We start from the raw sequence: 21750 nt of genomic DNA, 5'->3' as shown, positions 1-21750 counted from the left end.
GGCTCGGACTTCCCACCGGCTCCCGGTGGGCGTAGGTATTTCCCATAGCTCGAGCTGATCTCAATCGTTGACGCATCGCACCCAGCAGGGACCGCGCCGCGCGCTCCACTCGATATGCGGCCGTATCCAGGTGTTATCCGTGTCCCGTGGCGTCGTAGAGCTCATCCGGCCGATCTCGCCGATCCCTCGGCGCGCCATCGTCTCGGCACATCGCACCGATTCGCACGTTGCACGACATGACATTCGCGCATGCACAGAAACGGGAGACGATGGCACCGAACCCACTGCATCTCGGCGTCGCGCTCGACGGAGCGGGCTGGCATCCGGCCGCGTGGCGGGAGCCGAACTCCCGGCCCGCCGAGCTGTTCAGCCCCGGCTACTGGACCGACCTGGTGCGGATCGCCGAGCGTGGACTGCTCGATTTCGTCAGCATCGATGACAGCCTCCGCATCCCGGGCGGATGGCACGCACAGACCGATGACGCCGTAGACCAGGTGCGGGCAAGGATCGACGCCCACTTGATCGCCGCGCTGGTCGCCCCGGCCACCCGGCACATCGGCCTCATCCCGACCGTGACGACCACGCACACCGAGCCTTTCCACGTCTCCAAGGCGATCGCCACCCTGGATTACACGTCGCGTGGCCGGGCGGGCTGGCAGGCACGGGTGTCCGGAACCGCGGAGGAGGCAGCCCATTTCGGACGCCGCGAAGTGCGCGACCTCACCGCCGCCGAAATCGCGCAGGCGGTTGCGTCCGGCGTCTTCCCCGACCATGTCCACGACCTGTTCGCCGAAGCCGCCGACGCGGTCGAGGTGGTTCGGCGACTGTGGGACAGCTGGGAGGACGACGCCGAGATTCGTGACGTGGCCACCCGCCGCTTCATCGATCGCGACAAACTGCACTACATCGACTTCGAGGGCCGCTTCTTCAGCGTCCGGGGCCCGTCGATCACACCGCGTCCGCCCCAAGGGCAGCCGGTGGTGGCGGCGCTGGCGCACGCCCCGCTGGTGTTCGAATTCGCCGCCCGCGGCGCGGATCTGGTGTTCGTGACGCCACCTCGCGAGACCGGTCCGGCCGCCGTCCTGGAGCAGGTCGCGGCCGCGGCGGCACGAGTGGATCGCGACGGTGAGCCGCTGCGGGTCTTCGCCGATCTGACCGTTTTCCTCGACACCGACAAGGAGACCGGTCCGCAGCGTCTGACGCGGTTGAGTGAGGTCGCGGGCAGCGAGTTCGATTCCGACGCGGCGATTTTCGCGGGCAGTGCCGATGAGCTCGCCGACCTGCTCACCGACTGGAGCGGGCAGGGACTCGACGGATTCCGATTGCGGCCCGGTGTAGCGGTCGATGATCTGGTAGCGGTCACCGACCGGCTCGTCCCCGCGCTGCAACAACGCGGGGTATTCCGCTCCGGCTATCCGGACGGTTCGCTGCGCGCACTGCTCGGTTTGCCCACCGACGTTCCCAACCGTTACGCGACTGCCTGAGCGAGGTCACCCTATGAGCACCCCCCGTAAGCAGGTCATCCTGGGCGCCTACCTCGGCGGCGTCAACCATCACACCGCCTGGTGGCATCCCGAGGCGGGCAGCCAGATCGATTTCAGCAGTTTCGAACACACCGCGCGCACCGCCGAACGCGGCAAATTCGATTTCTTCTTCCTCGCCGAAGGGCTCATCCTGCGCGAACGCGCGGGCCGGATCTTCGACCAGGACATCATCGGCCGCCCGGACACCCTCACCGTCTTGGCTTCGATCGCCGCCGTCACCGAGCATCTCGGGCTCGCGGGCACGATCAACACCACCTTCAACGAGCCCTACGAGCTGGCCCGGCAGTTCGCGAGCCTGGATCACCTGTCCGGCGGCCGGGCCGCCTGGAACGTGGTGACCTCCTTCGACGCCTTCACCGGGCAGAACTTCCGGCGCGGCGGATTCCTCGATCCGGCCGACCGCTACGCGCGGGCCGAGGAGACACTGAACGCCGTTCGCGCACTGTGGGATTCGTGGGACGCCGCGGACATCGTCGCCGACAAGGGCTCCGGACGGTTCCTCGCCCGGCCGGACGCGGGCGCGTTCGCCCTCCACGGCAGCCAGTTCCACATCTCCGGTCGTTTCACCGTGCCGCGCAGCCCGCAGGGCAGGCCGGTGATCTTGCAGGCTGGTGTGTCACCCCAAGGACGCGCGTTCGCCGCGGCGAGCGCCGACGCCATCTTCTCCCCGTTCGGCAAGCAGCCGGAGGCCGCGGACTTCTACCGCGACATCAAATCGCGCGCGGTAGCGGCGGGACGCGCGGCCGACGACATCAAGATCCTGCCCTCGGCGAGCTTCGTTCTCGGTGACACCGAGGCCGAGGCGATCGAGAAGTATCACGCCATCCGTGAGGAACAGGTCACCGGGCAGACCGCGCTGATTCTGCTGGAGCAGATCTGGAACCGTGACTTGTCCGGCTACGACCCGGAGGGCCCGGTGCCCGCTATCGACCCCGATCCCGATGCTCCACCGATCATCCAGGGCCGCGCCTTCGTCCACCAGGATCGCTTCGCCACTGCCGAACGTCTGCGCCAGGTCGCCGAGGCGAAGAAACTCAGTGTGCGCGAGGTGGTGATCGACCAGTTCGAGCGCGGCGCCCTGGTCGGAACTCCCGCCCAGGTCGCCGAGCAGATCGACACTTTCGTCCAGGAGGACGGCTCCGACGGTTTCATCCTCGGCTCACATCTGGTGCCCTGGGGCCTGGATGAGTTCGTCGACAAGGTGGTGCCGCTGCTGCAAGAGCGCGGCGCGCTGCGCACCGAGTACACCGGGGCGACGCTGCGCGACAATCTCGGTCTCCCGAACGTGCGGTCCACGGTGGCGGCTCGCGCCTGAGGTCCGCCTCCTGCCGAACGCCGGAGACCACTCAGGTCCGTCCGGTACGGACGTCGGCGCGGCGCGGGTCGGTGGTCCCGATCACGGGGCGCCGTGGCGACTGCCGAGCTCGCTCAACGTCTCGAGTGCGTCCTCCAGCGAGCGGGCGTAGGGCACCTCGGACGGTAGCGTGACGGTGGCCCAGCCCGGTCCGGCGGCCAGCACCCGCGCCGCCGCCGGTCGCACGGCGCACAACGTTCCCGGCGTGGCGGTCTCGGGCATCTGCGACCACAGCGTGAGCAGGCACGGTCGACGGTAGTGCGACAAGGCGTCCGTCAAGGCGGAGTCGGGTACCGCGGCGCCCAGTAGCAGCGTGACGATGCCGCGCTCCGCCAGCGCGGCCCGGAGCACTTCGAGAGGCAACACGTGATTCTCCCCTGCCGTGCACGCCAGCAGAATCGGCGTTTGGGAACGCGGGCGGCGGACCGGCGGGAACATGCGGTGCAGTGCCGCGATCGTCGCCCAGGACAGCAGATGCTCCACCTCGATCAGCCCGCGGCCACTGTTCTGCCCGGTGACGATCGCCGCGAAGGCCGGGCGGCACAGCCGGTTCCAGGTCGCGACGACGCCGTCGCGCCCGAGCCGGGCCATGATCATGGTGAGCGCGACATCCGGTTCGAGCCCTTCGGCCGCCGCCAGTAGGGCGCTGCGATCCGTGTGCGCCGGATCGGCTTCGGCACCGGCGAGCGCCTGTCGTGCCGCGCTGGCGGGTGTGGCGCCTGCTCTGACGAGTCCGATCATGCGCTCCAACGTGGCGATGTCGGCTTCGGTATATCGACGGTGGGCGCCGGCCCGCGGCCTCGGCGGGCCGATCGCGTAGCGCTGGTTCCAGCTACGCAGCGTGGCGACCGGAAGGCCGAGTCTCGTCGCCACCGCGCCCACCGTGTACTGCGCGGCCTGTTCGTCAACCATTACCGGACCGCACCTGCCCGCGTTCGCCATGATCCGAGCAGCCAGGCGATGAGTCCGGCAGCAGTCGCATACGGGACCGGCCACCACCTGCCGCGGACGCGAGAGGCCGTGCTTCGGGGACGACGCGGGCCGAACGGCCGATCTTCGACGAAAGGATCCCGCTTCGGCATCCACGACCGCTGTTCGATAGGGCGGACCGGAAACTACAGGCCACGATTTCCTCGCGTTTCGGGCGGCGGCTGGTGCGCGCTGAGGGCGATCCGAGTGCGGGCGAGCATTTCTATTGATGCATCGATTTTGCATCATTAGTGGCGTAGTGTGAAGCCCTATACGCCCGAGACCGAAGGAGAACGTCATGCATCCACGGCTTTGCCCGCGAGCATTCGGGCTGACCATCGGCGTCGGCGCGGCAGCGCTGGGCATTCTCGTCGCCGCACCTACCGGCGCCGCGGCTCCGGCGGCCTGCCCGGCTCCGGGCCCCGCGGCGACGCAAACCTCCGGCAGCGGCGCCTCGTGTTCGGCAACCAGCGACGCCGGTGGGGCCGCAGCCGCTTACGGCCTCGATGGAACCGCTTCTGCCAACGCGGCGCCGACCAGCCTGTCGCTGGCGATCGCACAGAACGGCGGCACGGCGAGCTCGAACTCGGCTCCCCTGTCCGGCCCGGCCGCGATTGCCATCGGGCCGGGCGCGGCCGTCACGACGACCGGTGTGCGCCCTGGATTGTCGATCGGCATCGCAGGCCCCGGGGCCACGGTCGCGGTCACCGGCGTCTCGACGCCGACGTGCAGCGGCGGCTTCGCCTTCGCCGGTGATTTTCAGACATTGCAGGGCTGCGTTTCGCAGCGATAGTGCATCGTTAGCCGTAGCATTGTTGATATTCGAGTGGTAACCCGAGGCGTGAGAAAGGGATCGATGATGAGCATCGTGCCGCCCGGATCGCCGGCCGCCGACTTGGCGGGTGGTATCCCGGTCCTCGATGCCGGGGACTCGTTTCCACAATGGCGTGCCGCGGTGCGCCGAGCCGTACTCGAGGAACTCCGCGTTTTCCTCCTGCGGGCATGCCCTGCGGCCCTGCGCCGGCTCGGCGCACAGGACGTCCTGCGCCAATACGCGATGGGCGGAAAGTGCCTGCGGTCGACGTTCATGTATCTCGGCTGGCTGTGCGGCGCACCGGGTGACCCGGCGGCGCTGCGGGCCGCGGCCGGTCTGGAACTGCTGCACGCGTTCGCCCTCCTGCAGGACGACGTCATGGACCGGTCCGCGACTCGCCGAGCCGCTCCGGCCGCGCATGTCCGGTTCGCCGCGCTGCACCGCGGTACCGGCGCGCCCGGCTCGTCTGCCAGGTACGGCGAGTCGGCCGCGACATTGCTCGGCGACATGTGCCTGGTCTGGGCCGAGCAGATGCTTCGGGAAAGCGGCTGCACCGAGGCGGCGCTGCGTCCGGTATGGCCGCGCTACGACGCCATGCGGCTGGAGCTCGCGACCGGGCAGTTCGCCGATCTGCTCAATGACGCGCGCACCGAGCCGACGCTGGCCTCGGTCCTGGCCATCGCACGGGCGAAGTCCGGCAACTACACGGTGCGACGCCCCCTGGAGATGGGCGCCGCACTCGCCGGGTGCGATGCGGCCGTCCTGGAAGCGCTGGGCCGATACGGCACCGCGGTCGGCGAGGCGTTCCAGCTGCGCGACGACGTTCTGGGCATCTTCGGGTCGCAGCCCGTGACCGGCAAGCCCGCGGACGGAGATCTCGCGGAACGCACGGCGACCACCGTGGTGGTGCTCGCGCGCGAGATGGCGACCCCGTCGGCCCGGACCGAGCTCGCGGAGTTGCTGCATCGTCCCCGGCTCGGCGCCGAGGAACTCGACCGCGCCCGAACCCTGATCGTCGAAACCGGTGCGCCCGCGAAGGCCGAGACGATGATCGCCGAGCTGGTCGCCCGAGCACAGAGCGCACTGGACAGCGCGATCTTCACCGCACCGCTACGCGCCGCGCTCGGGAACATGGCCACCGCCTGCACCGAACGCGTCGCCTGACAGGAGGTTTCATCGATGCGCACCGTCAACGGCGCCACCGACCGGATCGTGATCGTCGGGGCAGGCCTGGCGGGGTTGTCCGCGGCCATGCACCTGGTGGGCCGATCTCGCGAAGTGACGGTCCTGGAACGCGACTCGGTGCCGGGCGGACGAGCCGGGTACGCCGATCTCGCGGGCTACCGCCTCGACACCGGACCCACGGTCCTGACCATGCCGGACCTCGTGGAAAGCGTGTTCGCGTCGGCCGGAGCCCGAGCCGCGGACCGGTTGCGGCTACTGCCCGTCGAACCCGCGTACCGAGCGCATTTCGCCGATGGGCGGACGCTGGAGGTGCACACGGACGCCGATCGGATGCAGGAGGAGATCCGCCGCTTCGCCGGCGCCGCCCAGGCGGACGGCTATCGCAGGCTGCGGCATTGGCTGACGCGGTTGTACCGAGCGGAGATGGACCGGTTCATCGCGACGAATTTCGACTCACCACTGTCGATGCTGAATCCCGCACTGGGTCGGCTGGTCGCGCTGGGCGGCTTCGGGCGGTGGGATCGCGCCGTCGCTCGCTACATAAGCGACCCGGATCTGCGGCGTGTCTTCACCTTTCAATCGCTGTACGCGGGCGTCGCGCCCACCCGGGCTCTGGCCGCCTATGCGGTCATCGCCTATATGGACACCATCGGCGGTGTCTTCTTTCCGCAGGGTGGGATGCGCGCACTTCCGGAATCGCTGGCCGGTGCGGCGACCGACGCCGGCGTCCGATTCCGCTACGACACCACGGTGACCGCCCTGGAACGCGCCGGTTCCCGGATCACCGCAGTGATCACCCAGGACGGCGTCCGCATACCCTGTGACGCCGTCGTGCTGACGACGGAACTGCACGAGGCGTACCGGCTGATCGCGCGCACACCACGGCGCCCGGTACCGCTCACCTCCGCCCCGTCGGCGGTGATCGCGCATCTCGCATGCGCGCCCGCGGCGGAGATTTCGCACCACAGCCTGCTGTTCGGGGACGCGTGGGCGGAGTCCTTTCGCGACATCATCGACCGGGGGCAGGTGATGCGCGATCCGTCATTGCTGGTCACTCGTCCCACGGCGACCGATCCGTCGACGGCTCCGGCACAGCGGGACCTGCTGTCGGTTCTCGCGCCGGTGCCGAACCTCGAACGAGGCCGGATCGATTGGGACAGTGGCGCAACCGGTTACGCCGAGCGCATGGTGGAAATCGCTCAGGCGCGCCTCTGTTCCCGGTTCGGCGATGTCGAACTCTTGCGCGTGGACACGCCCGCCGACTGGGCGCGCCGCGGCATGCTCGCCGGAAGCCCGTTCGCCCTCGCCCATACGTTCACCCAGACCGGACCGTTTCGACCCGCCAACATGCTGCGCGGTATCGACAACGTCGTACTGGCCGGAGGCTCGACGGTGCCGGGGGTGGGAATACCACCGGTGCTGATCTCGGGCCGCCTTGCCGCGGACCGAATCACCGGCCTTCCAGCCGCTCGGCATCGCCGCGCCGTGCCCGTGGGTACGGCGCTCGCCGCCGGCCGGATCGAACCATGACTGTGATCGGAATCGAGATGACTCGCACCGCTCCCGGCACCGACCGGATCGGCGACCCGCCACTGCACCGGTCCTACCGATACTGCAGGCAGCTCAACGCGCGCCACGGAAAGACCTTCTTCCTGGCGACCCGATTGCTCGCACCGGACCAACGCCCCGCGGTGCACGCCTTGTACGGATTCGCGCGCCGAGCCGACGACATCCTCGACGAGTTCGACCCGCACCGCGACACCATCGAGCGAGCCCGGGAGCTGGATGCCCTCGCCGGTCACTTCCGCGAACGCCGGGCCACCGCCGACGCCGTTCTCCCCGCGGTTCTCGATACCGCCGATCGCTATCGCATACCAGCAGCCCTGTTCGATGCTTTCATCGCGTCGATGCGGATGGATCTGAGCGTGACGGCCTACCCCGACCGCGCGGCCCTCGACACTTACATCTACGGTTCGGCCGAAGTGATCGGATTGCAGCTCCTCCCGGTCTTGGGAACCTGCTGCGCAAACGAGGCCGCGCCCTATGCCGCCGCACTCGGCAAGGCGTTCCAACTGACCAACTTCCTGCGCGACATCGGCGAAGACCTGCTGCGCGACCGGGTCTACCTCCCCGCCGACGAACTGGCCGCATTCGGCGTCGATCGCGACCTCCTGCACTGGTGCCTGGCACATCAGCGCACCGATTCCCGGGTGCGCCGGGCCTTGGCGACCCAGTGCGCGCTCACTCGCGACGTCTACCGCTTCGCGCGCGCCGGAATCGCGCTGCTGCATCCTCGCTCACGTCCGTGCGTCACCACGGCGACGACGCTGTATTCGGAAATCCTCGATCGCATCGAGGACAGCGATTTCGCCGTGTTCGACCATCGCGCCACCGTGCCGAATCGACGGCGAGCGCAGGTAGGGGCAACCGGGCTCGTCAAGGCATGGTGGGCACGCCGAGTCGATCGGTGACGGTTCCGGCGGGGACGTGACGAGTCCTGCACGCGGCTCCGCTCGCGAAGTACATTGTGCGCCAGCACGGCAGGTAACCATCAGTATCCTGATGTCGTGATTACGCTCAGGAAAGAAGACGGTGCCGCAGACCTCGCAGGTATCTCGAAGTTGAGTGTGGGGGTGAGCTGGGACCCGTCCTCCGGCACGAGCGGCGGTGCGCTCGGCTGGGCGCGCCGCAAACGAGGTGTGGATCTCGATCTGATCGCCGTGCTCATGCAGGGCAACGAGCCGGTGCGCTTCGCTGGGCTCGATTCGCTGGATCCCTTGGGCAACGGCTCGGTCGCGCACACCGGCGACGCGCAGACCGGCGCCGCCTCCGGTGACGACGAGACCATCCACGTGACCTTCGGCGACGTCCCCACGGCGATCGACGCGATCATCTTCGTAGCAGCCGCCTTCAAGAAGGGCAGCTCCTTCGAGAAGGCGAACAACATCTCCTTCCGGATCTACGACGCGACCGGAGGCAACAGCCAGCAAGTCGCCGACATCTGGCCTTCGCTGCTCGGCACCGACAACGCCAATGCGGTTGCCCGCGCCTTCCGCAACGGCAACCAGTGGCAGCTGGAAGTCCTCAACCGCCAAGGAAAGGTCAAGCAGGGCGACATGCAGGCGCTACTGCGCTTCGCCATGCAGTAGCGACAATGCCTGCGGCGGCAACGATTGCGCACATCTTCGAATCGCCCTGATACGCGGATTTCGACAATCGCCGGACGGGCTTGGTTACCCTGGGCCAATGCGATCCCGGTTCCGTCGGTACGTCTTGGCCGCGCTCGCCGCCGCGGCATCCACGCTGCTGCTGGCCACCCAGTCCCCGGCCACCCCGCTGATCCAGCCGGTCGCCGGCCCCGCTCCGCTGGGCTCGGACTTCCTCTGGGGCGTGTCGACCTCGGGATTCCAGTCCGAAGGCCATGCGCCCGACAGTAATTGGACGCGGTACGTCGCCGGGACCCCGGGCTACGACGAACTGCGCGATTCGGTCGACTTCTACGACCGTTACGCCTCGGACATCCAGCTCGCGGCCGATCTCGGCGTGCAGGTGTTCCGGATCGGGATCGAATGGGCCCGACTGCAACCCGCGCCCGGGGTGTGGGACGAGGCCGCATTTCGCTTCTACGACGCGGTCGTCGCGAGCGTCGAGCAGGCCGGGATGCGCCCCATGATCACCCTGGATCACTGGGTCTACCCCGGCTGGGCCGTCGACCGCGGCGGTTGGCGCAATCCGCGGATGGTCGAGGACTGGCTGGCCAACATGCGCAAGGTCGTCGACCGCTACGCGTCTCGAAATCCGTTGTGGGTCACCGTGAACGAGCCCGTCGCCTACATCATGCACGAGGTGCGCCGGGGCGCCGCGGATGCCGGAGAGATGCTGGAACGGGTCGCGCAGGCACACAACGCCATTTACGACTACATCCACCAGCAGCAGCCGGGCGCCCAGGTGACCAGCAATGTCGGCTATGTGGCCGGCTCCGAGGCCCAGGTCAACGGCCCGTTGGTCGACCGCATCGGCGACCGGCTCGACTACGTGGGCGTCGACTACTACTTCGCCTACGATCCGGCCCAGTCGCTGATCGAGTCCGTCATGCGGGCCAGCGGCTCGGCGATGCCGAACCTGCCGGGGCCGCAGATCTGGGAACTGCCGCTGCGCACCGAGGGCATCTACTATGCGCTGCAATTCTATTCGCGCCGGTTCCCGGGCAAGCCCCTCTACGTCGTCGAGAACGGCATGCCCACGGAGAACGGCCGTCCACGCGCCGACGGCTACACCCGCGGCGATCACCTGCGCGACACCGTCTATTGGCTGCAACGCGCCAAAGCCGACGGTATGAACGTCATGGGCTACAACTACTGGAGCCTCACCGACAACTACGAATGGGGCAGCTACACACCACGATTCGGCCTCTACACCGTGGACGTGCGCACCGACCCTGCTCTCACCCGCCGCCCCACCGACGCCGTCGGCGCCTACACCCAGATCATCGGCGCGGGCGGAGTCCCCGACAACTACCGCCCCACCCGGGACCCGGCCATCTGCTTGTTCGTCGATCCCCCGGCCAGCTGCCTCACCCCCGTAGCGGACAGATAGCAGCTGATCCGTTGCCGGTGAGCACCGGGTCGTCGCGCTCCTGTCCAAAATGTTGGACACCGACCCGCATCTCCGAGCCATAGCCTGGCTGTTCAGGCGATTGGAAAAGGAGGAATTCTCGTTATGCCGTCTGCTGAAAACAAGCCCCGTTACCTCGACAGCGAACGACCCGCGATCAGGCGCTGGGTACCGGTAGTCGATCCGAATCCGTTCACTCTCGACGACCTGCACATCGCCGCGCGCGTCCTGGGATTTCCCGACGCGCGCACGCTCGTCGACAGTCTTCTCCAACTCGGTGCGCTGCCCGAGCGGCGCGAGACAGCGGCGCCCTAAGGCGTGCGCCATTTCTCGTCGGACAGCAGTGTGCTGGCCTGTGGGCCCATGAGGAGCATGCCGCCGTCCACGAGGTACGACGCGCCGGTGATATAGCTGGCCGCCGGTGTGGCCAGGAACGCCACGACGGCGGCGACCTCCTTGGCGTGACCGGTTCGCCCCAGCGGCACGCCGGGGCGGTGCTGCTCCCGCGGATCGGCGTCTTCCTGACCGGTCATCGGCGTCGAGATCTCGCCCGGCGCCACCGAATTGACCGTGATGTCGTGCTCGGCGAGTTCCAGTGCCAGCACTTTCGTCAGTGCCCCGAGGCCCGCTTTGGCGGCACAGTACGGCGCGGCGCCGACCCGGGGCGCGTGTTCGTGCACGCTGGTGATGTTGATGATCCGGCCACCGTCCCCCGCGGCGATCATGTGTTCGGCGGCGCGCCGCGCGCAGAGAAACGGACCGTCGAGATCGACCGACAGCACGTGCCGCCAGGCGTCGAAATCCATATCCATGACCTTCTGAGCCGATCCGGTGCCCGCGCAGTTCACCAGCACGTCGAGGCCGCCCAGTTCCTCGGCGAGTGCATCGATGACCGGCGCGGCGGTCGACGGATCCGACAGGTCGAGGCGGCGCACGGCCGCGGTCCTGCCCTGCTCGCGCACCTGCGCCGCGGTGTCCTGCGCACCTTGCTCGTCGCCGCGGAACGTCAGCCCGACATCGGTCCCGCCCGTGGCGAGAGCGACCGCGATCGCCGCACCGATGCCGGAGTCTCCCCCGGTCACCACCGCTCGCCGCGGAGTGCCTGCCCGATCTTCCGGAAGTGGAGCTGTAGTACCCATGCTCCGCGACTACCCGGCCGGGCACAGACCACACGCGGGGCACCGTCCTCGCACCACGGATCCGGCCACCTCGCCTGGAAGTCCACACGACGTTACGACCTCCGATTCCGGGTACCCGCCTGGAACGAGCCGAGAGGAGGCGGGACATGACGGTGGATACTCCGCTGGGCGCAACCGGGTCCGAACGGCGTGCCGGATGAAGGTGGTCGTCACGGGCGCCAGCGGCAACGTCGGAACGGCGTTGCTGCGCACCCTGCGTGCGGACGATTGCGAGATTGTGGCAATCGCCCGCCGTACGCCGGATCTCGGATACGAACCCTATTCGGCCGCCCGGTGGGCAGCCTGCGATATCGGGACCGACGATGCGGTCGAGCCGCTGCGTGCCGCCTGTGCGGGCGCCGACGTCCTCGTGCATCTGGCGTGGGCGATCCATCCGCGGCGCGGGGACCCGCCGATGCGCAGGACCAACCTGATCGGCACCGAGAACGTACTGCGTGCGGTAGCGGAGACGGGGGTGCCCCATATTGTCGCCGCCTCCTCGTGCGCCGCCTACACCCCGGCCCAGCGGTGGCGCCGGGTTTCCGAAGAATGGCTTACCTCCGGGGTGCCCGGCAGTGCCTACAGCATCGCCAAGGCGGAGCTGGAGAAGCAATTGGACTGTTTCGAGGCCGACCACCCCGAAATCCGCACGGCACGAATTCGGCCCTGCGGCATAGCTGGAGCCGAGGCCGCCGCCGAACTGGGCGACTGGGTCCTGCCACCGTGGTTGCCGCGGCGGCTGCTCGGTGGGCGCCTGCTGCCCGTTCCGCTGTGGCGTGAGTTCCGCCTGCAATTGGTGCACAGCTGCGATGTGGCTTCGGCGATTCGGCGAATACTCCACCGCCGCGCGGAGGGAGCGTTCAACCTTGCCGCCGAACCGTGCCTGCGTGCGGACGCGCTCGCGACGATATTCGGGGGTTTCCACCTACCGGTGCCACGACGAGTGCTCGATGCCGCCGCCTGGCCGGGATGGTGGACCGGGCTCGCGCCCTTGCACCCCGCGTGGCTCGCGCTCGCCGACCGCACCTCGCTGATCGACTCCGCCAAGGCGCGGCGGGAGCTCGGCTGGACTCCGTGTCACGGCGCGGGCGAGGTCTGCGCGGAACTGGTGTCCGCGCTGAGTGCCGGGCAGCTCGGCCACAGCCCGCCCCTGGCGCCCGCCCGGCGGGTTCGGCTCGGCCATCCGTCCCACCAAAGCCAGCGCCCCCACGGGAAGCACCGGAGAGACGGCGACTGACTGCCCCCTGCGGCACTTCGTGTCGTTGCGAACGACCGGCTGCCGGAGCCCGTATCGTCGCCACGGAATCGAGTAACGCATCTCTTTCTCGTCCTGCGCTGGGTAAGGCATGAAAGCCCGCGCTGGAGGCGCAGCGGTGGCGGTTCGCACGGGAACTGCTTTCGCCAGGCCGGCCAGCGCTGTTCGGACGTCGTGACGTCGGCTCGGATGCCGCGGAATCGCCGGTTGGGCAAGGCATTCGAACGGCCGACCATACTGGTAAGGAGAGCGATGTTCACCCACAACAAGGATCTCCAGTTCGAGGTTCGCGTGGACCGTCCCGATCCGCGTTTCGCGGCACTGCTGCAAGAACAGTTCGGCGGCGCCAACGGCGAATTGAAGGCCGCCATGCAATATTTCAACCAGGCGTTTCTGCTGCGTGGCAAACATCCGAAAACCTACGACCTGTTCATGGACATCGCCACCGAGGAATTGAGTCACCTCGAGATCGTCGGCTCCATGATCACCATGTTGCTCGACGGGCTCAACGACGATTTGAAGCAGGCCAACGAGCGGTGCGACTGGATGCCGGTCGTGGGCACGTCCGAGGGACGCGACCAGGTGATCCATCAGGTCGCGGCGAATCCGCTGTACTTCGCGCTGAGCGGCGGCGGGCCCGTCGTGACGAACGCCGCGGGCGTGCCGTGGTCGGGCTCCTACGTCGACGCCAACGGGGAGCCATCGGTCGACCTGCGCAGCAATCTCGCGGCCGAGTCCCGCGCCAAGATCGTCTACGAGTATCTCAAGCAGTTCACCGACGATCCCGGTGTGCAGGACACGCTGTCGTTCTTGATGACCCGCGAGATCGCGCATTTCCAGCAGTTCACCGCGGCGTTGAACGAACTGCCGGTCAACTTCCCGCCGGGCGCCCTGCCCGGCGACGATCGGTTCCAGAACGTCGCGTTCAACATGTCCAACGGCGCCGCGAGCGCCCGCGGCCCCTGGAACGAGGGACAGGGCCCCTGGCCCGCGGGGACGGAATGGCGCTACATCGACAATCCGGTCACCGAATGGCTCGATTCCGACGACCGTGTGAATCACGGGGCCGAGAACAACCCCGACGGCCAGCCCGCGGTCCACGGCAGCAAACCGTTCACCCACGAATCGCACATACCGGACTGACCATCGCGGCCTGATCTCGGGCCAGGCGCTCAGCGAGCGGCGCGCGGCAGCAGGGGCCGCGCGCCGCGAGCAATCGAGGCGGTCGGACAGGCCGAGGCTACGATCCCGGCAGCGCTGTCGACAGCCATTCCGGAAACCGCGACCACGACCCGTCAGGTACGGCCGGTGCGGCGATGGGGGCGGGATATACCGAGGTCGGCACGCTGTGGCGCCACGGGCGATGGATTTCCGAACCCGGCAGGGCGGCCAGTTCCGGTATCCAGCGCCGTACGTAGTTACCTTCGGGGTCGTACCGTTCGCCGGTGCCCGCGGCTCCCGGATCGAGCCGCCCCACCTGCTGCCAGGTGAAACGATTGCTCGCGGCATCGGCGTCGAGCAGCCAGCGGCGGAAGTGGTCGGCACCGACGCGCCAATCCACCCGCAGCGTCGTGGTCAGGAAACTGGCGGCGATCACCCGGGCTCGTTGCGGCATCCATCCCTGTGCGGCCAGTTGCCGCATGCCCGCGTCCACGATGGGATATCCGGTGCGGCCGTCGCGCCAGGCGCGGACCACGACCGGATCGTGGGCCTGCGGCCCGCGGTGGCGATCATCCGATCGCGCGATGTCGGCGCGGGCGGCGAGGAACTGCAGATGGAAGTCGCGCCGAGCCAGCAGGCGGACGAAGGCGCGGCCGTCGGTCGTGGCCATATCGGCGCGGTGCACCATTTCGGCTGCGGAAAGGCAGCCGAAATGCAGGTACGGCGACAGCCGGGAGAATCCCTCGCGCGTGAGGTCGCCACGGGCCCGGCCGCGTGCCTGTTTCTGGCCTGCGGTGCAGCCCCGCCACAGGGCGCGACCCGTGATCTCGCCGCCGACGGCCAGTTGCGGTGACACCGCGGCATCGCCGAGGTCATCGAATCTGGGAACCGGATCGCTGTCGATGCGCGGGACGATCAACTCCGCCGGCTTGTCGAGCGGGAGCCGCTTCGGAGCCTCCAGCCATCGGCGGAAGTACGTCGCGAAGTCCGGAGCCTTGCCGTTGCGGCCGCGCGGGGCGCAATCGTCGGCATCCACGGCCGTGAGGGTGGCCGGATGGATGTGCAGCAGGCAGCTGCGCCGGTCCAGCCGCTCGCGCAGTGCCCGCAGCCGGCATCGGCCGTACCAGGTGGCGTCTTCGGCGACATGGACAGTGTCGGCGTGCACCTGCGCGACCACCCGATCCACCGCCTCGACATAGTCCCCGTGCCGGATCACCAGTTGCCCTCCAGCACAGCGGAGTTCGGCATCGAGTTCGGCCAGCGCGGCGGACAGGAACCGGAGTTGATTGCCTGCGGGGCGGGCGCTGCCGACGATACGGTCGTCGACCACGAAGAGCGGAACCACCGCAGCGCCCTCGCGCACGGCGGCCGACAGCGCCGGATTGTCGTTGACGCGCAGGTCACGGGTGAAAAGTGCGATTGTTACGGCCATGCAATGGTCATTTTCGACGACTGGCATCCATCGAGGGGATCGACGACGGCGTTATCGGACATTCGGCTGCGGTGACCACGCCGAGGTGGGTATCGGAGTAACGAACTTTACGCCAATGCTGATGGACGGCAGCTGTCATGTCAAGCGGGGGCGGCGGCGCCGCACGCCGGTGTCAGCGCTCGCGGAACAGATCGGTCAGCCACGGTTCCAGGTCGGCGCTGAGCGAGGTCAGATCCGGCTCGTCCGACTCGTCGAGCGCATCGGCGGTGAGCTGACGCACCGCGTACACGACGCCCAGGTAAGCGGTGACCGACAGCGCCGGTAACCGTTTCCCGCCCACGCCGCGCACCAAGCCGCGGATGTATTCGGCGAACAGTCGCAACGACTTACGTCTGCGCCTGCGAACGGCAGGGCCCAGCGCCTCGATCTCCACCTGGTAGGCGCGGGCGACGACCAGGTCGTTCTGCAGGGTGCGCAGGTACTGGCCGAGTGCGTCGCCCACGATGGCCCTGCGGTCGCGGCCCACGATCTCCGCCGCGGTCAGCTGGGTCAGCAGTACTTGGATGAAGCGGTCGTAGCCCGCGAATACGCACTCGTCCTTGTTGGCGAACGCCTCGTAGAAGGCCGCCAAGGAGACTCCGGCCCGTTTCGCGATATCGGTCGGGCCGAACCCGGCATAGCCGCGAGCGGCCAGCAGTTCGGTCACGGCGACGAGCAGCCGCTCCCGCTGCGCGGCCATCACCTGCTCCCGCGCCAGGTTGTGCCTGCCACGCGGCAGTGCCTCCGGAAGTGTGAAGAACACGCCGTTTCGCACCGGCACGATCGGTGCGTCAGCGTCGGCGGGCGCGGCGGACACCCCTGCAGACTACCGAGCGACCCGGCCCCGGCCATGCGTCGAGGCCGGACAGCTGCTGCGCTCGCCATGGGGGCGCGGTATCCCGATTCCGGGTATGGGTGCCGCATCAGTGGGTAGCCGCAGCACATGACCGAGAAACTTCTCGCACTCGGCACTGGAGCTTCGCGCAGCTGCCCGAAGACGATCCCGCCGAAGTCGCCCGCCGAGGCGTCGAGTCTCCGCTGAGCGACCGGCCGCGAGTCGGCGTCCGTTGACCCCCTGCCCGGAGAGCGACCCAGTCGCGAGAGGTCAGAGAGGCAGACCACCCGTGAAGCGAAACCCTACTGCGGCGCGAATGGATGTCCGGGCCGCGGCCCCGCGAGCCGAGCAGGCGGTCGAGGCCGCCCGCGCGGCATTGGCCCACGACGGCGTCCACCTCATGCCCGCTGCGGTCACGACGTCGAGTCTCGGCATGACGACAGCGGACTGGGACCACTTCCGCCGGCATTGGGACGAGTTGAGCCCTGATATCTACGCAGGCGCCCGCGGCACGTGCAGGCTGCGCCGTTACGGGCAGTTCTCGCTCACCGACCCGGCCGGGCGGATCGGGCTGCTGCCGCAGGGTTCCTTCGTGCAGCCGGAGAACAGCAATCCGCTCTACGTGGGCGTGGACCGCACGTTCGAGCCCCTGACCGATGCCTTCGTGGCCGATCCCGTGTTCGGGGCGGTGCTGCGGCTGCTCGCGCGGTTGGCGACGGCTCTGGACAAGCCGTCGAAGTGGAGTGCGAAGGTGCATCCCTTCCGAGTCGTGGCCTCGGCGGACACGAACGGCCTGCCGACACCGGAAGGCCGTCACCGCGACGGCGTCACTCTGGTGTCGTCGCTTCTGGTCGGCAGGCAGAACGCTGTCGGCGGTGCGAGTGCGGTGTTCGACCCGAACGAAAGGCAGCTGCTGCGCACCACACTCGGCACGCCCGGAGCCCTGCTGCTCGGCGACGACCGCCGCACCCTGCACAGCGTCTCGCCGGTGCATCCGATGGACCCGAGCCGCCCCGCCTATCGCGATGTTCTGGTGGTGACCTTCGCGCCGGGCTGAGCGGACGGGCTCGATCAGCCCTTCTCCAGCCATCGACCGTCACGTGGCCCGGACTCACTCCCGAGTCCGGGCCACGCGCGCCGATCAGCCGAGCGGCAACTCCAGGCAGCAGGGGGCGCCCTGCGGTGAACTGATGGTGATCCGCGAGCCGACCGTGTTGGCGCTGGAATAGAGGAAATCCACGCCGTCGACGACCAGCATCAATCGATGACCGTCCGGCACATCGTAGGCGGCCGCCTGCAACTCCCAGGACACGGTGGCCGGCATTTCCGACTCGACGGTTTTCGGCTCGTGCGTGATGATCCGCGCCGAACCGTCTTCATCGACGTCGAGCAGGTAGGCCATCACCGTCGCGGACTCGCCGGTGCTGTCGACGGTCAGCTGCAACCGGGGGATTCCGCGAATCTGCCGGGCGACGCCACCGCGCACCGCGAGCAGCGGCCCGGTCGACCAGACCAGGGCACGGCCGCGATCGATCTCGCTGGTCCGGTAGATCTTGGGATTGCCGGCCCACTCCTCCTGGCCGGTCGTCATGAGCTTGTCCATAGCGAGGACCTCGGCCTCCTCGCCCACCGTGAATTCACGCTGCCAGCCGGCCGTGACGTCGGCGATCAGCGCACCGTCGCCGCCCTCGCGCGTATCGGTCAGGATCAGTGTTTCGGTATCGGTGGTGACGTCGGCCCACGAGGCTTTCTCCTCGCGCCGCGCGGGTTCGACGATCACGTTCTGACCGTCCCCGGATGCCGGAGTGGTCACGTAGGTGAACATGACCTGATTGCTGATCTCCGGCCACGTGGCGACCCCGTTGTCCTCGTCTTTGAGGTAGTGGTCGAGCCAGGCATACGCCTCGCGCAGCGGTTCGTTCGGTCCCGCGCCGGGCATGGGTGGAGCGATCAGGCCCGGGCCTTCCGGCGCCGCGTGATCGCCGATCCACATGTTCAGCCGTTTGGGTCGCGGGAGCTTCTCGAAGGTCTCCAGAACCTGGTTCACCGGGAAGAGCCCCTCGTGCCAGGTGTTGGAGAAGAAGGTCGGAATATCGCGGGAACCGACGTATTGTTCCGGCGCTCGTTCGGTGCCCCATTCGACGACCGGATTCATATCTTTGCCTTCGGCGAATTTCGCGAGGATCTCCAGCGTCTCCTCGTCGAATTTCTCCTCCTTGGCGCCGCCGGTCAAGTCGATCAGCGCATCGACGGCCCTGACATGGCGGGTGGCGTTGTCGTACAGACTGGTAGCCAGGTTGCCCCACGTGCTCAGAGCGACGACGACGTCGACCCGCTCGTCGTGCGCGGCCACGAGCTGGCTGATGCCCGAGCCGTACGACTCACCCATGAAGGCGATGCCGCTGGGGTCGAGTGCGTCGATCGCGTAGGTGAGCACCTCCGAGCCGTCCGACCAGTCCTGTGGACCGGCGACATCGATCTTGCCTTCGGAAGTACCGAACCACGGCAAGTTCGTTCCCGGTACGACGGTCCAGCCGATACCGCGCGGGGTGTAGGCCAGGACGTGATAGCCCTTGACCGCGAGCGTGAGATAGGCGTACTCGAACAACGGCCACCCGACGGGCGTCCACCCGGCCGGAATGACCACCAGCGGGCACCGTCGGCTCGTTGTCTGCCGCAGCATGTGCGCCGACAGCCCGGTGCCGTCTTCGGTCTCGATGCGCGGAAACGTCGGCACGGCGACGTTCAGCGCCCGGCCCACCAAGTCGTCCACGTGATCGGGCACCAGGCCCTTGCCGCTCCGCTTCTGCAGGGCGCTCACCAAGTTCGACGCGAACTGCACCGCCTCCGGGCGGACCTGCCCCTGAGCGTCCCAGGGCCCCTCGACGGCGATCCGAGCGAGCTGTTCGGACGTTGTCCCGACGATCGAATCTCCTTGCGTCATACGCGTCATCGATCCTTCCTGCCAGTTAGCTGCGTAATAGCGGACGGCGGCAGCTTGGCACAGCAAGTACTCGGCAGTGAGCGGATCAGGCGATGTGTTCCCCATTCGAAACAGGCTTATGAACAGCGGAAACGTTGCAATTTTCGACTAAACGACGGCACCTGTCACTGTCTCGTGCTTACCGTTTGCCACTGGTCTCGGCCGCGCGATTCACGTCGAGCGGCGCTGCTCCGCGAGGACGACACCTCGCCCAGGTCGGACCGCTGAATCCGTCGCGGGGCGCGCCGCGCGCTGCTAGCTTCCCGAGGTGGATCACTTCTCACGCTCTTGGGCAGCGTTGCGCGCGGCGGTCGCCGATCTTTCGGACGAGGATTTCGCACAGCCGTCCGGCTGTACCGGCTGGCTCGTGCGAGACCTGGTGTGCCATCTGATCATCGACGCTCAGGACGTCCTGATCACCCTCGTGACGCCCGCCGAAGCCGAACCGACGCGCGACGCCGTGACCTACTGGGAAGTCGCCGACACGGCCCCGACCGGCGACCACCCGCTCGACGCGCTGATCGTGCGGCTCGCCGCCGCGTACCAGGAGCCGAGGTTGCTGAAGATCCACTTCGAGGACGTCGGCTCCGCCGCCGGGCGCGCCGCCGAACTCGCCGACCCCGGCCTCCGGGTCGGCACGCGCGATGAGGTCCTCACCGCGGGCGACTACCTCGGCGCGTACGTCCTGGAGAGCACCCTGCACCATCTCGACCTGATCGCGCACCTCCCGGTCGTGGACGAGCCGCCTGCCGAGGGGCTCGCCCGGTCCAGGGAGATGCTGGAGAAGATCGCCGGGGCGCCGTTCCCCGCGTCGATGTCCGACACCGACGCACTGCTGGTCAGCACCGGACGACGGGCTCCGACCGACTCGGAGAAGGCCGAACTGGACGAGCTGGCAGCGCGCCTCCCGTTCGTCCTCGGGTGAGCCGGCCTTACTGTTCGCCACCCAGTTTGACCGGCACCGACAGCGGGCCGATGGTGAAGAAGGACGGCGAGTACGGGATGTCCTCCGGGTCGATGGCGAGTTCCAGGTCCGGCAGCCGCCGATACAGGGAAGCCAGTGCGAGCCTCCCCTCCAGACGGGCCAGCCCGGCGCCGATGCAGTAACGCGGGCCGTGGCCGAACCCGAGGTGTCCGCCCTGCTGTTTGCGGGTGATGTCGAACTGGTTCGCGGTCTCGCCGTACTCGGCCGGGTCGATCCCACACGCCTGGTAGGCCACACCGACCGCGCTGCCTTTGGGAACGGTCACCCCCGCCACGGTGACCTCCGTCAACGTGAACCGCCAACTGGTCATCATCACCGAATGACGGTATCGGACAGTCTCTTCCACCACGTCGGCCCAGCGATCCTCGGCCTTGGCCAGCGCGAGTTGGTCCGGGTGCTGCGACAACGCCAGAATGGCGTAACCGAGCATGTGCACCGTGGTCTCGTGGCCTGCGACCAGCATGATCCACAGAACGGCGACCAATTCTTCGGCCGTGAGCTTGTCGCCTTCGTCGCGGGCTTGTACCAGGCCCGAGGTCAGGTCGTCGCCGGGCTCGCGCTGCTTGCGGTCCGCCAGTTCGTACAGGTACAGCATCAGCGCGTTCTGCGTCGCGAACGCCTCTTCCGGCGCAGTGGTGTGCGCCAGGAGCGTCGCGGTCCACCGCCGCAGCCGATCCCGTTCCGGCTCCGGCACTCCGAACAGTTCGCAGATCACCGCCATCGGCAACGCCTCGGTGAAGGTGGGTACCAGGTCGACACCGTCGCCCGCGGCGACGACCTCGTCCAGCAGCCCGTCGATGATCTGCTGGATGCGCGGCTCCAGCGCCTGTACCCGGCCCGGGGTGAACGCCTTGCTGATCAGGCCACGAAGCCGCCGATGGTCGGCGCCGTCCTTGGTGGACAGGTGATCGCCCTGCACGATGGCCCGCAGGGGCCAGTCCTCCGGAATGGAACCGTCGTACAGGGCGGGCCAGTGCTTGGGATCTCTGGCGAACGTCTTGTTGTCCCCGGCGAGGATTTCGCGCACCGCCTCGTGCGTCAGCGCCAGGTAGGCGGGCACGCCGCCGGGAAACTCCACCTCGACCACCGGCGCGATCTCCCGGAGCCGGATGCAGGTGTCCAGCAGATCCTCGTTCGGGGCGGGGAATGCGGGCAGGCTGGTTGTCATGGGAATTCCCTTCTGCGCGTGAGCCTCCAGCCGTCGTTGCGACGGTCGTGCACGAGTATCTCGGCGAGTCCGGCCGCTGGGCCCGGCAACGGAAGAATCCTGCCTCCAACCAGAACTCGAGTGTCGGAAAACGACATTCGAGACCTGGCCACCGCGCGCGGCCCGTGGTGAGCCCGCGGCGGCACGTCGACCGGAACGGGCCGATCGCCACCGCCGCGACTAGGGTGGCGGTGT

The 21750-nt window shown here is 68.3% G+C and carries 19 protein-coding genes; 13 read left to right on the top strand and 6 right to left on the bottom strand.

Going from position 1 to position 21750, the window contains the following annotated elements; all coding sequences use genetic code 11:
• The first annotated feature begins 236 nt into the window (after positions 1 to 236).
• On the top strand, positions 237 to 1484 hold the full coding sequence (locus tag IU450_RS12840) for an LLM class flavin-dependent oxidoreductase (RefSeq protein ID WP_228834448.1): 1248 nt from the start codon (positions 237 to 239) through the stop codon (positions 1482 to 1484).
• A gap of 13 nt (positions 1485 to 1497) precedes the next feature.
• Positions 1498 to 2859: an NtaA/DmoA family FMN-dependent monooxygenase gene (locus IU450_RS12835; RefSeq protein ID WP_195149990.1), complete on the top strand. Its 1362-nt coding sequence runs from the start codon at positions 1498 to 1500 to the stop codon at positions 2857 to 2859.
• 81 nt (positions 2860 to 2940) lie between these two features.
• On the opposite strand, the gene IU450_RS12830 is transcribed toward IU450_RS12835, so the two are convergent.
• Entirely contained in the window at positions 2941 to 3810 is an 870-nt protein-coding gene (locus tag IU450_RS12830) for a MerR family transcriptional regulator (protein WP_195149989.1), read from the bottom strand.
• A 355-nt stretch (positions 3811 to 4165) separates the two neighbouring features.
• On the opposite strand from IU450_RS12830, the gene IU450_RS12825 reads away from it, so the two are divergent.
• The 7 genes from IU450_RS12825 to IU450_RS12795 all read left to right on the top strand — a co-directional run bounded on the left by IU450_RS12825 (position 4166) and on the right by IU450_RS12795 (position 10795).
• The gene (locus IU450_RS12825; RefSeq protein ID WP_195149988.1) at positions 4166 to 4660 is read left to right on the top strand and encodes a DUF6764 family protein; all 495 of its coding nucleotides are present in this window, start codon (positions 4166 to 4168) and stop codon (positions 4658 to 4660) included.
• Positions 4661 to 4726: 66 nt separating this feature from the next.
• Entirely contained in the window at positions 4727 to 5845 is a 1119-nt protein-coding gene (locus tag IU450_RS12820; protein ID WP_195149987.1) for a polyprenyl synthetase family protein, read from the top strand.
• A gap of 15 nt (positions 5846 to 5860) precedes the next feature.
• The gene (gene crtI / locus IU450_RS12815) at positions 5861 to 7396 is read left to right on the top strand and encodes a phytoene desaturase family protein (protein ID WP_195149986.1); all 1536 of its coding nucleotides are present in this window, start codon (positions 5861 to 5863) and stop codon (positions 7394 to 7396) included.
• Entirely contained in the window at positions 7393 to 8337 is a 945-nt protein-coding gene (locus IU450_RS12810; protein ID WP_416382861.1) for a phytoene/squalene synthase family protein, read from the top strand. The genes crtI and IU450_RS12810 overlap by 4 nt, the downstream gene beginning before the upstream one ends.
• A 96-nt stretch (positions 8338 to 8433) precedes the next feature.
• Positions 8434 to 9015: a TerD family protein gene (locus IU450_RS12805; protein ID WP_195149985.1), complete on the top strand. Its 582-nt coding sequence runs from the start codon at positions 8434 to 8436 to the stop codon at positions 9013 to 9015.
• Positions 9016 to 9112: 97 nt separating this feature from the next.
• On the top strand, positions 9113 to 10462 hold the full coding sequence (locus tag IU450_RS12800) for a family 1 glycosylhydrolase (RefSeq protein ID WP_195149984.1): 1350 nt from the start codon (positions 9113 to 9115) through the stop codon (positions 10460 to 10462).
• A gap of 123 nt (positions 10463 to 10585) precedes the next feature.
• Positions 10586 to 10795: a hypothetical protein gene (locus tag IU450_RS12795; protein ID WP_195149983.1), complete on the top strand. Its 210-nt coding sequence runs from the start codon at positions 10586 to 10588 to the stop codon at positions 10793 to 10795.
• Here the strand turns inward: IU450_RS12795 and IU450_RS12790 are convergent.
• Complete coding sequence (locus IU450_RS12790) at positions 10792 to 11619, bottom strand: SDR family oxidoreductase (protein WP_195149982.1); 828 nt, start codon at positions 11617 to 11619, stop codon at positions 10792 to 10794. The two genes, IU450_RS12795 and IU450_RS12790, sit on opposite strands and share 4 nt — an antisense overlap.
• Before the next feature lie 196 nt (positions 11620 to 11815).
• Between IU450_RS12790 and IU450_RS12785 the strand changes: the two genes are divergently transcribed.
• Both IU450_RS12785 and IU450_RS12780 read left to right on the top strand, forming a co-directional pair.
• The gene (locus IU450_RS12785; RefSeq protein WP_195149981.1) at positions 11816 to 12895 is read left to right on the top strand and encodes an NAD-dependent epimerase/dehydratase family protein; all 1080 of its coding nucleotides are present in this window, start codon (positions 11816 to 11818) and stop codon (positions 12893 to 12895) included.
• A 270-nt stretch (positions 12896 to 13165) separates the two neighbouring features.
• Positions 13166 to 14056, top strand: a complete 891-nt coding sequence (locus IU450_RS12780) for a manganese catalase family protein (RefSeq protein ID WP_195149980.1) — start codon at positions 13166 to 13168, stop codon at positions 14054 to 14056.
• A gap of 97 nt (positions 14057 to 14153) precedes the next feature.
• Here IU450_RS12780 and IU450_RS12775 read toward each other — a convergent pair whose 3' ends face one another.
• Together IU450_RS12775 and IU450_RS12770 are read right to left on the bottom strand one after the other, a co-directional pair.
• Positions 14154 to 15506 carry an FAD-binding domain-containing protein gene (locus IU450_RS12775; RefSeq protein WP_195149979.1) on the bottom strand — a complete coding sequence of 451 codons (1353 nt, stop codon included), beginning with the start codon at positions 15504 to 15506 and terminating at the stop codon, positions 14154 to 14156.
• 172 nt (positions 15507 to 15678) lie between these two features.
• Positions 15679 to 16362 carry a TetR/AcrR family transcriptional regulator gene (locus IU450_RS12770; RefSeq protein WP_324197649.1) on the bottom strand — a complete coding sequence of 228 codons (684 nt, stop codon included), beginning with the start codon at positions 16360 to 16362 and terminating at the stop codon, positions 15679 to 15681.
• Between the two features lie 334 nt (positions 16363 to 16696).
• On the opposite strand from IU450_RS12770, the gene IU450_RS12765 reads away from it, so the two are divergent.
• Positions 16697 to 17437 (top strand): 2OG-Fe dioxygenase family protein, encoded by a 741-nt coding sequence (locus tag IU450_RS12765; RefSeq protein WP_195149978.1) that lies wholly within the window; start codon positions 16697 to 16699, stop codon positions 17435 to 17437.
• Between the two features lie 84 nt (positions 17438 to 17521).
• Here IU450_RS12765 and IU450_RS12760 read toward each other — a convergent pair whose 3' ends face one another.
• Positions 17522 to 19333, bottom strand: a complete 1812-nt coding sequence (locus tag IU450_RS12760) for an alpha/beta fold hydrolase (protein WP_195149977.1) — start codon at positions 19331 to 19333, stop codon at positions 17522 to 17524.
• Positions 19334 to 19631: 298 nt separating this feature from the next.
• Here IU450_RS12760 and IU450_RS12755 point away from each other — a divergent pair, with 298 nt between their 5' ends.
• On the top strand, positions 19632 to 20288 hold the full coding sequence (locus tag IU450_RS12755) for a maleylpyruvate isomerase N-terminal domain-containing protein (protein WP_195149976.1): 657 nt from the start codon (positions 19632 to 19634) through the stop codon (positions 20286 to 20288).
• Positions 20289 to 20295: 7 nt separating this feature from the next.
• On the opposite strand, the gene IU450_RS12750 is transcribed toward IU450_RS12755, so the two are convergent.
• Complete coding sequence (locus IU450_RS12750) at positions 20296 to 21516, bottom strand: cytochrome P450 family protein (RefSeq protein WP_195149975.1); 1221 nt, start codon at positions 21514 to 21516, stop codon at positions 20296 to 20298.
• Positions 21517 to 21750 lie beyond the last annotated feature (234 nt).

Source organism: Nocardia abscessus (assembly GCF_015477775.1).
Taxonomy (GTDB): Bacteria; Actinomycetota; Actinomycetes; order Mycobacteriales; family Mycobacteriaceae; genus Nocardia; species Nocardia abscessus_A.
Note: the sequence above shows the minus strand (reverse complement) of the source record. Positions and strands in the feature narration are given on the sequence as shown.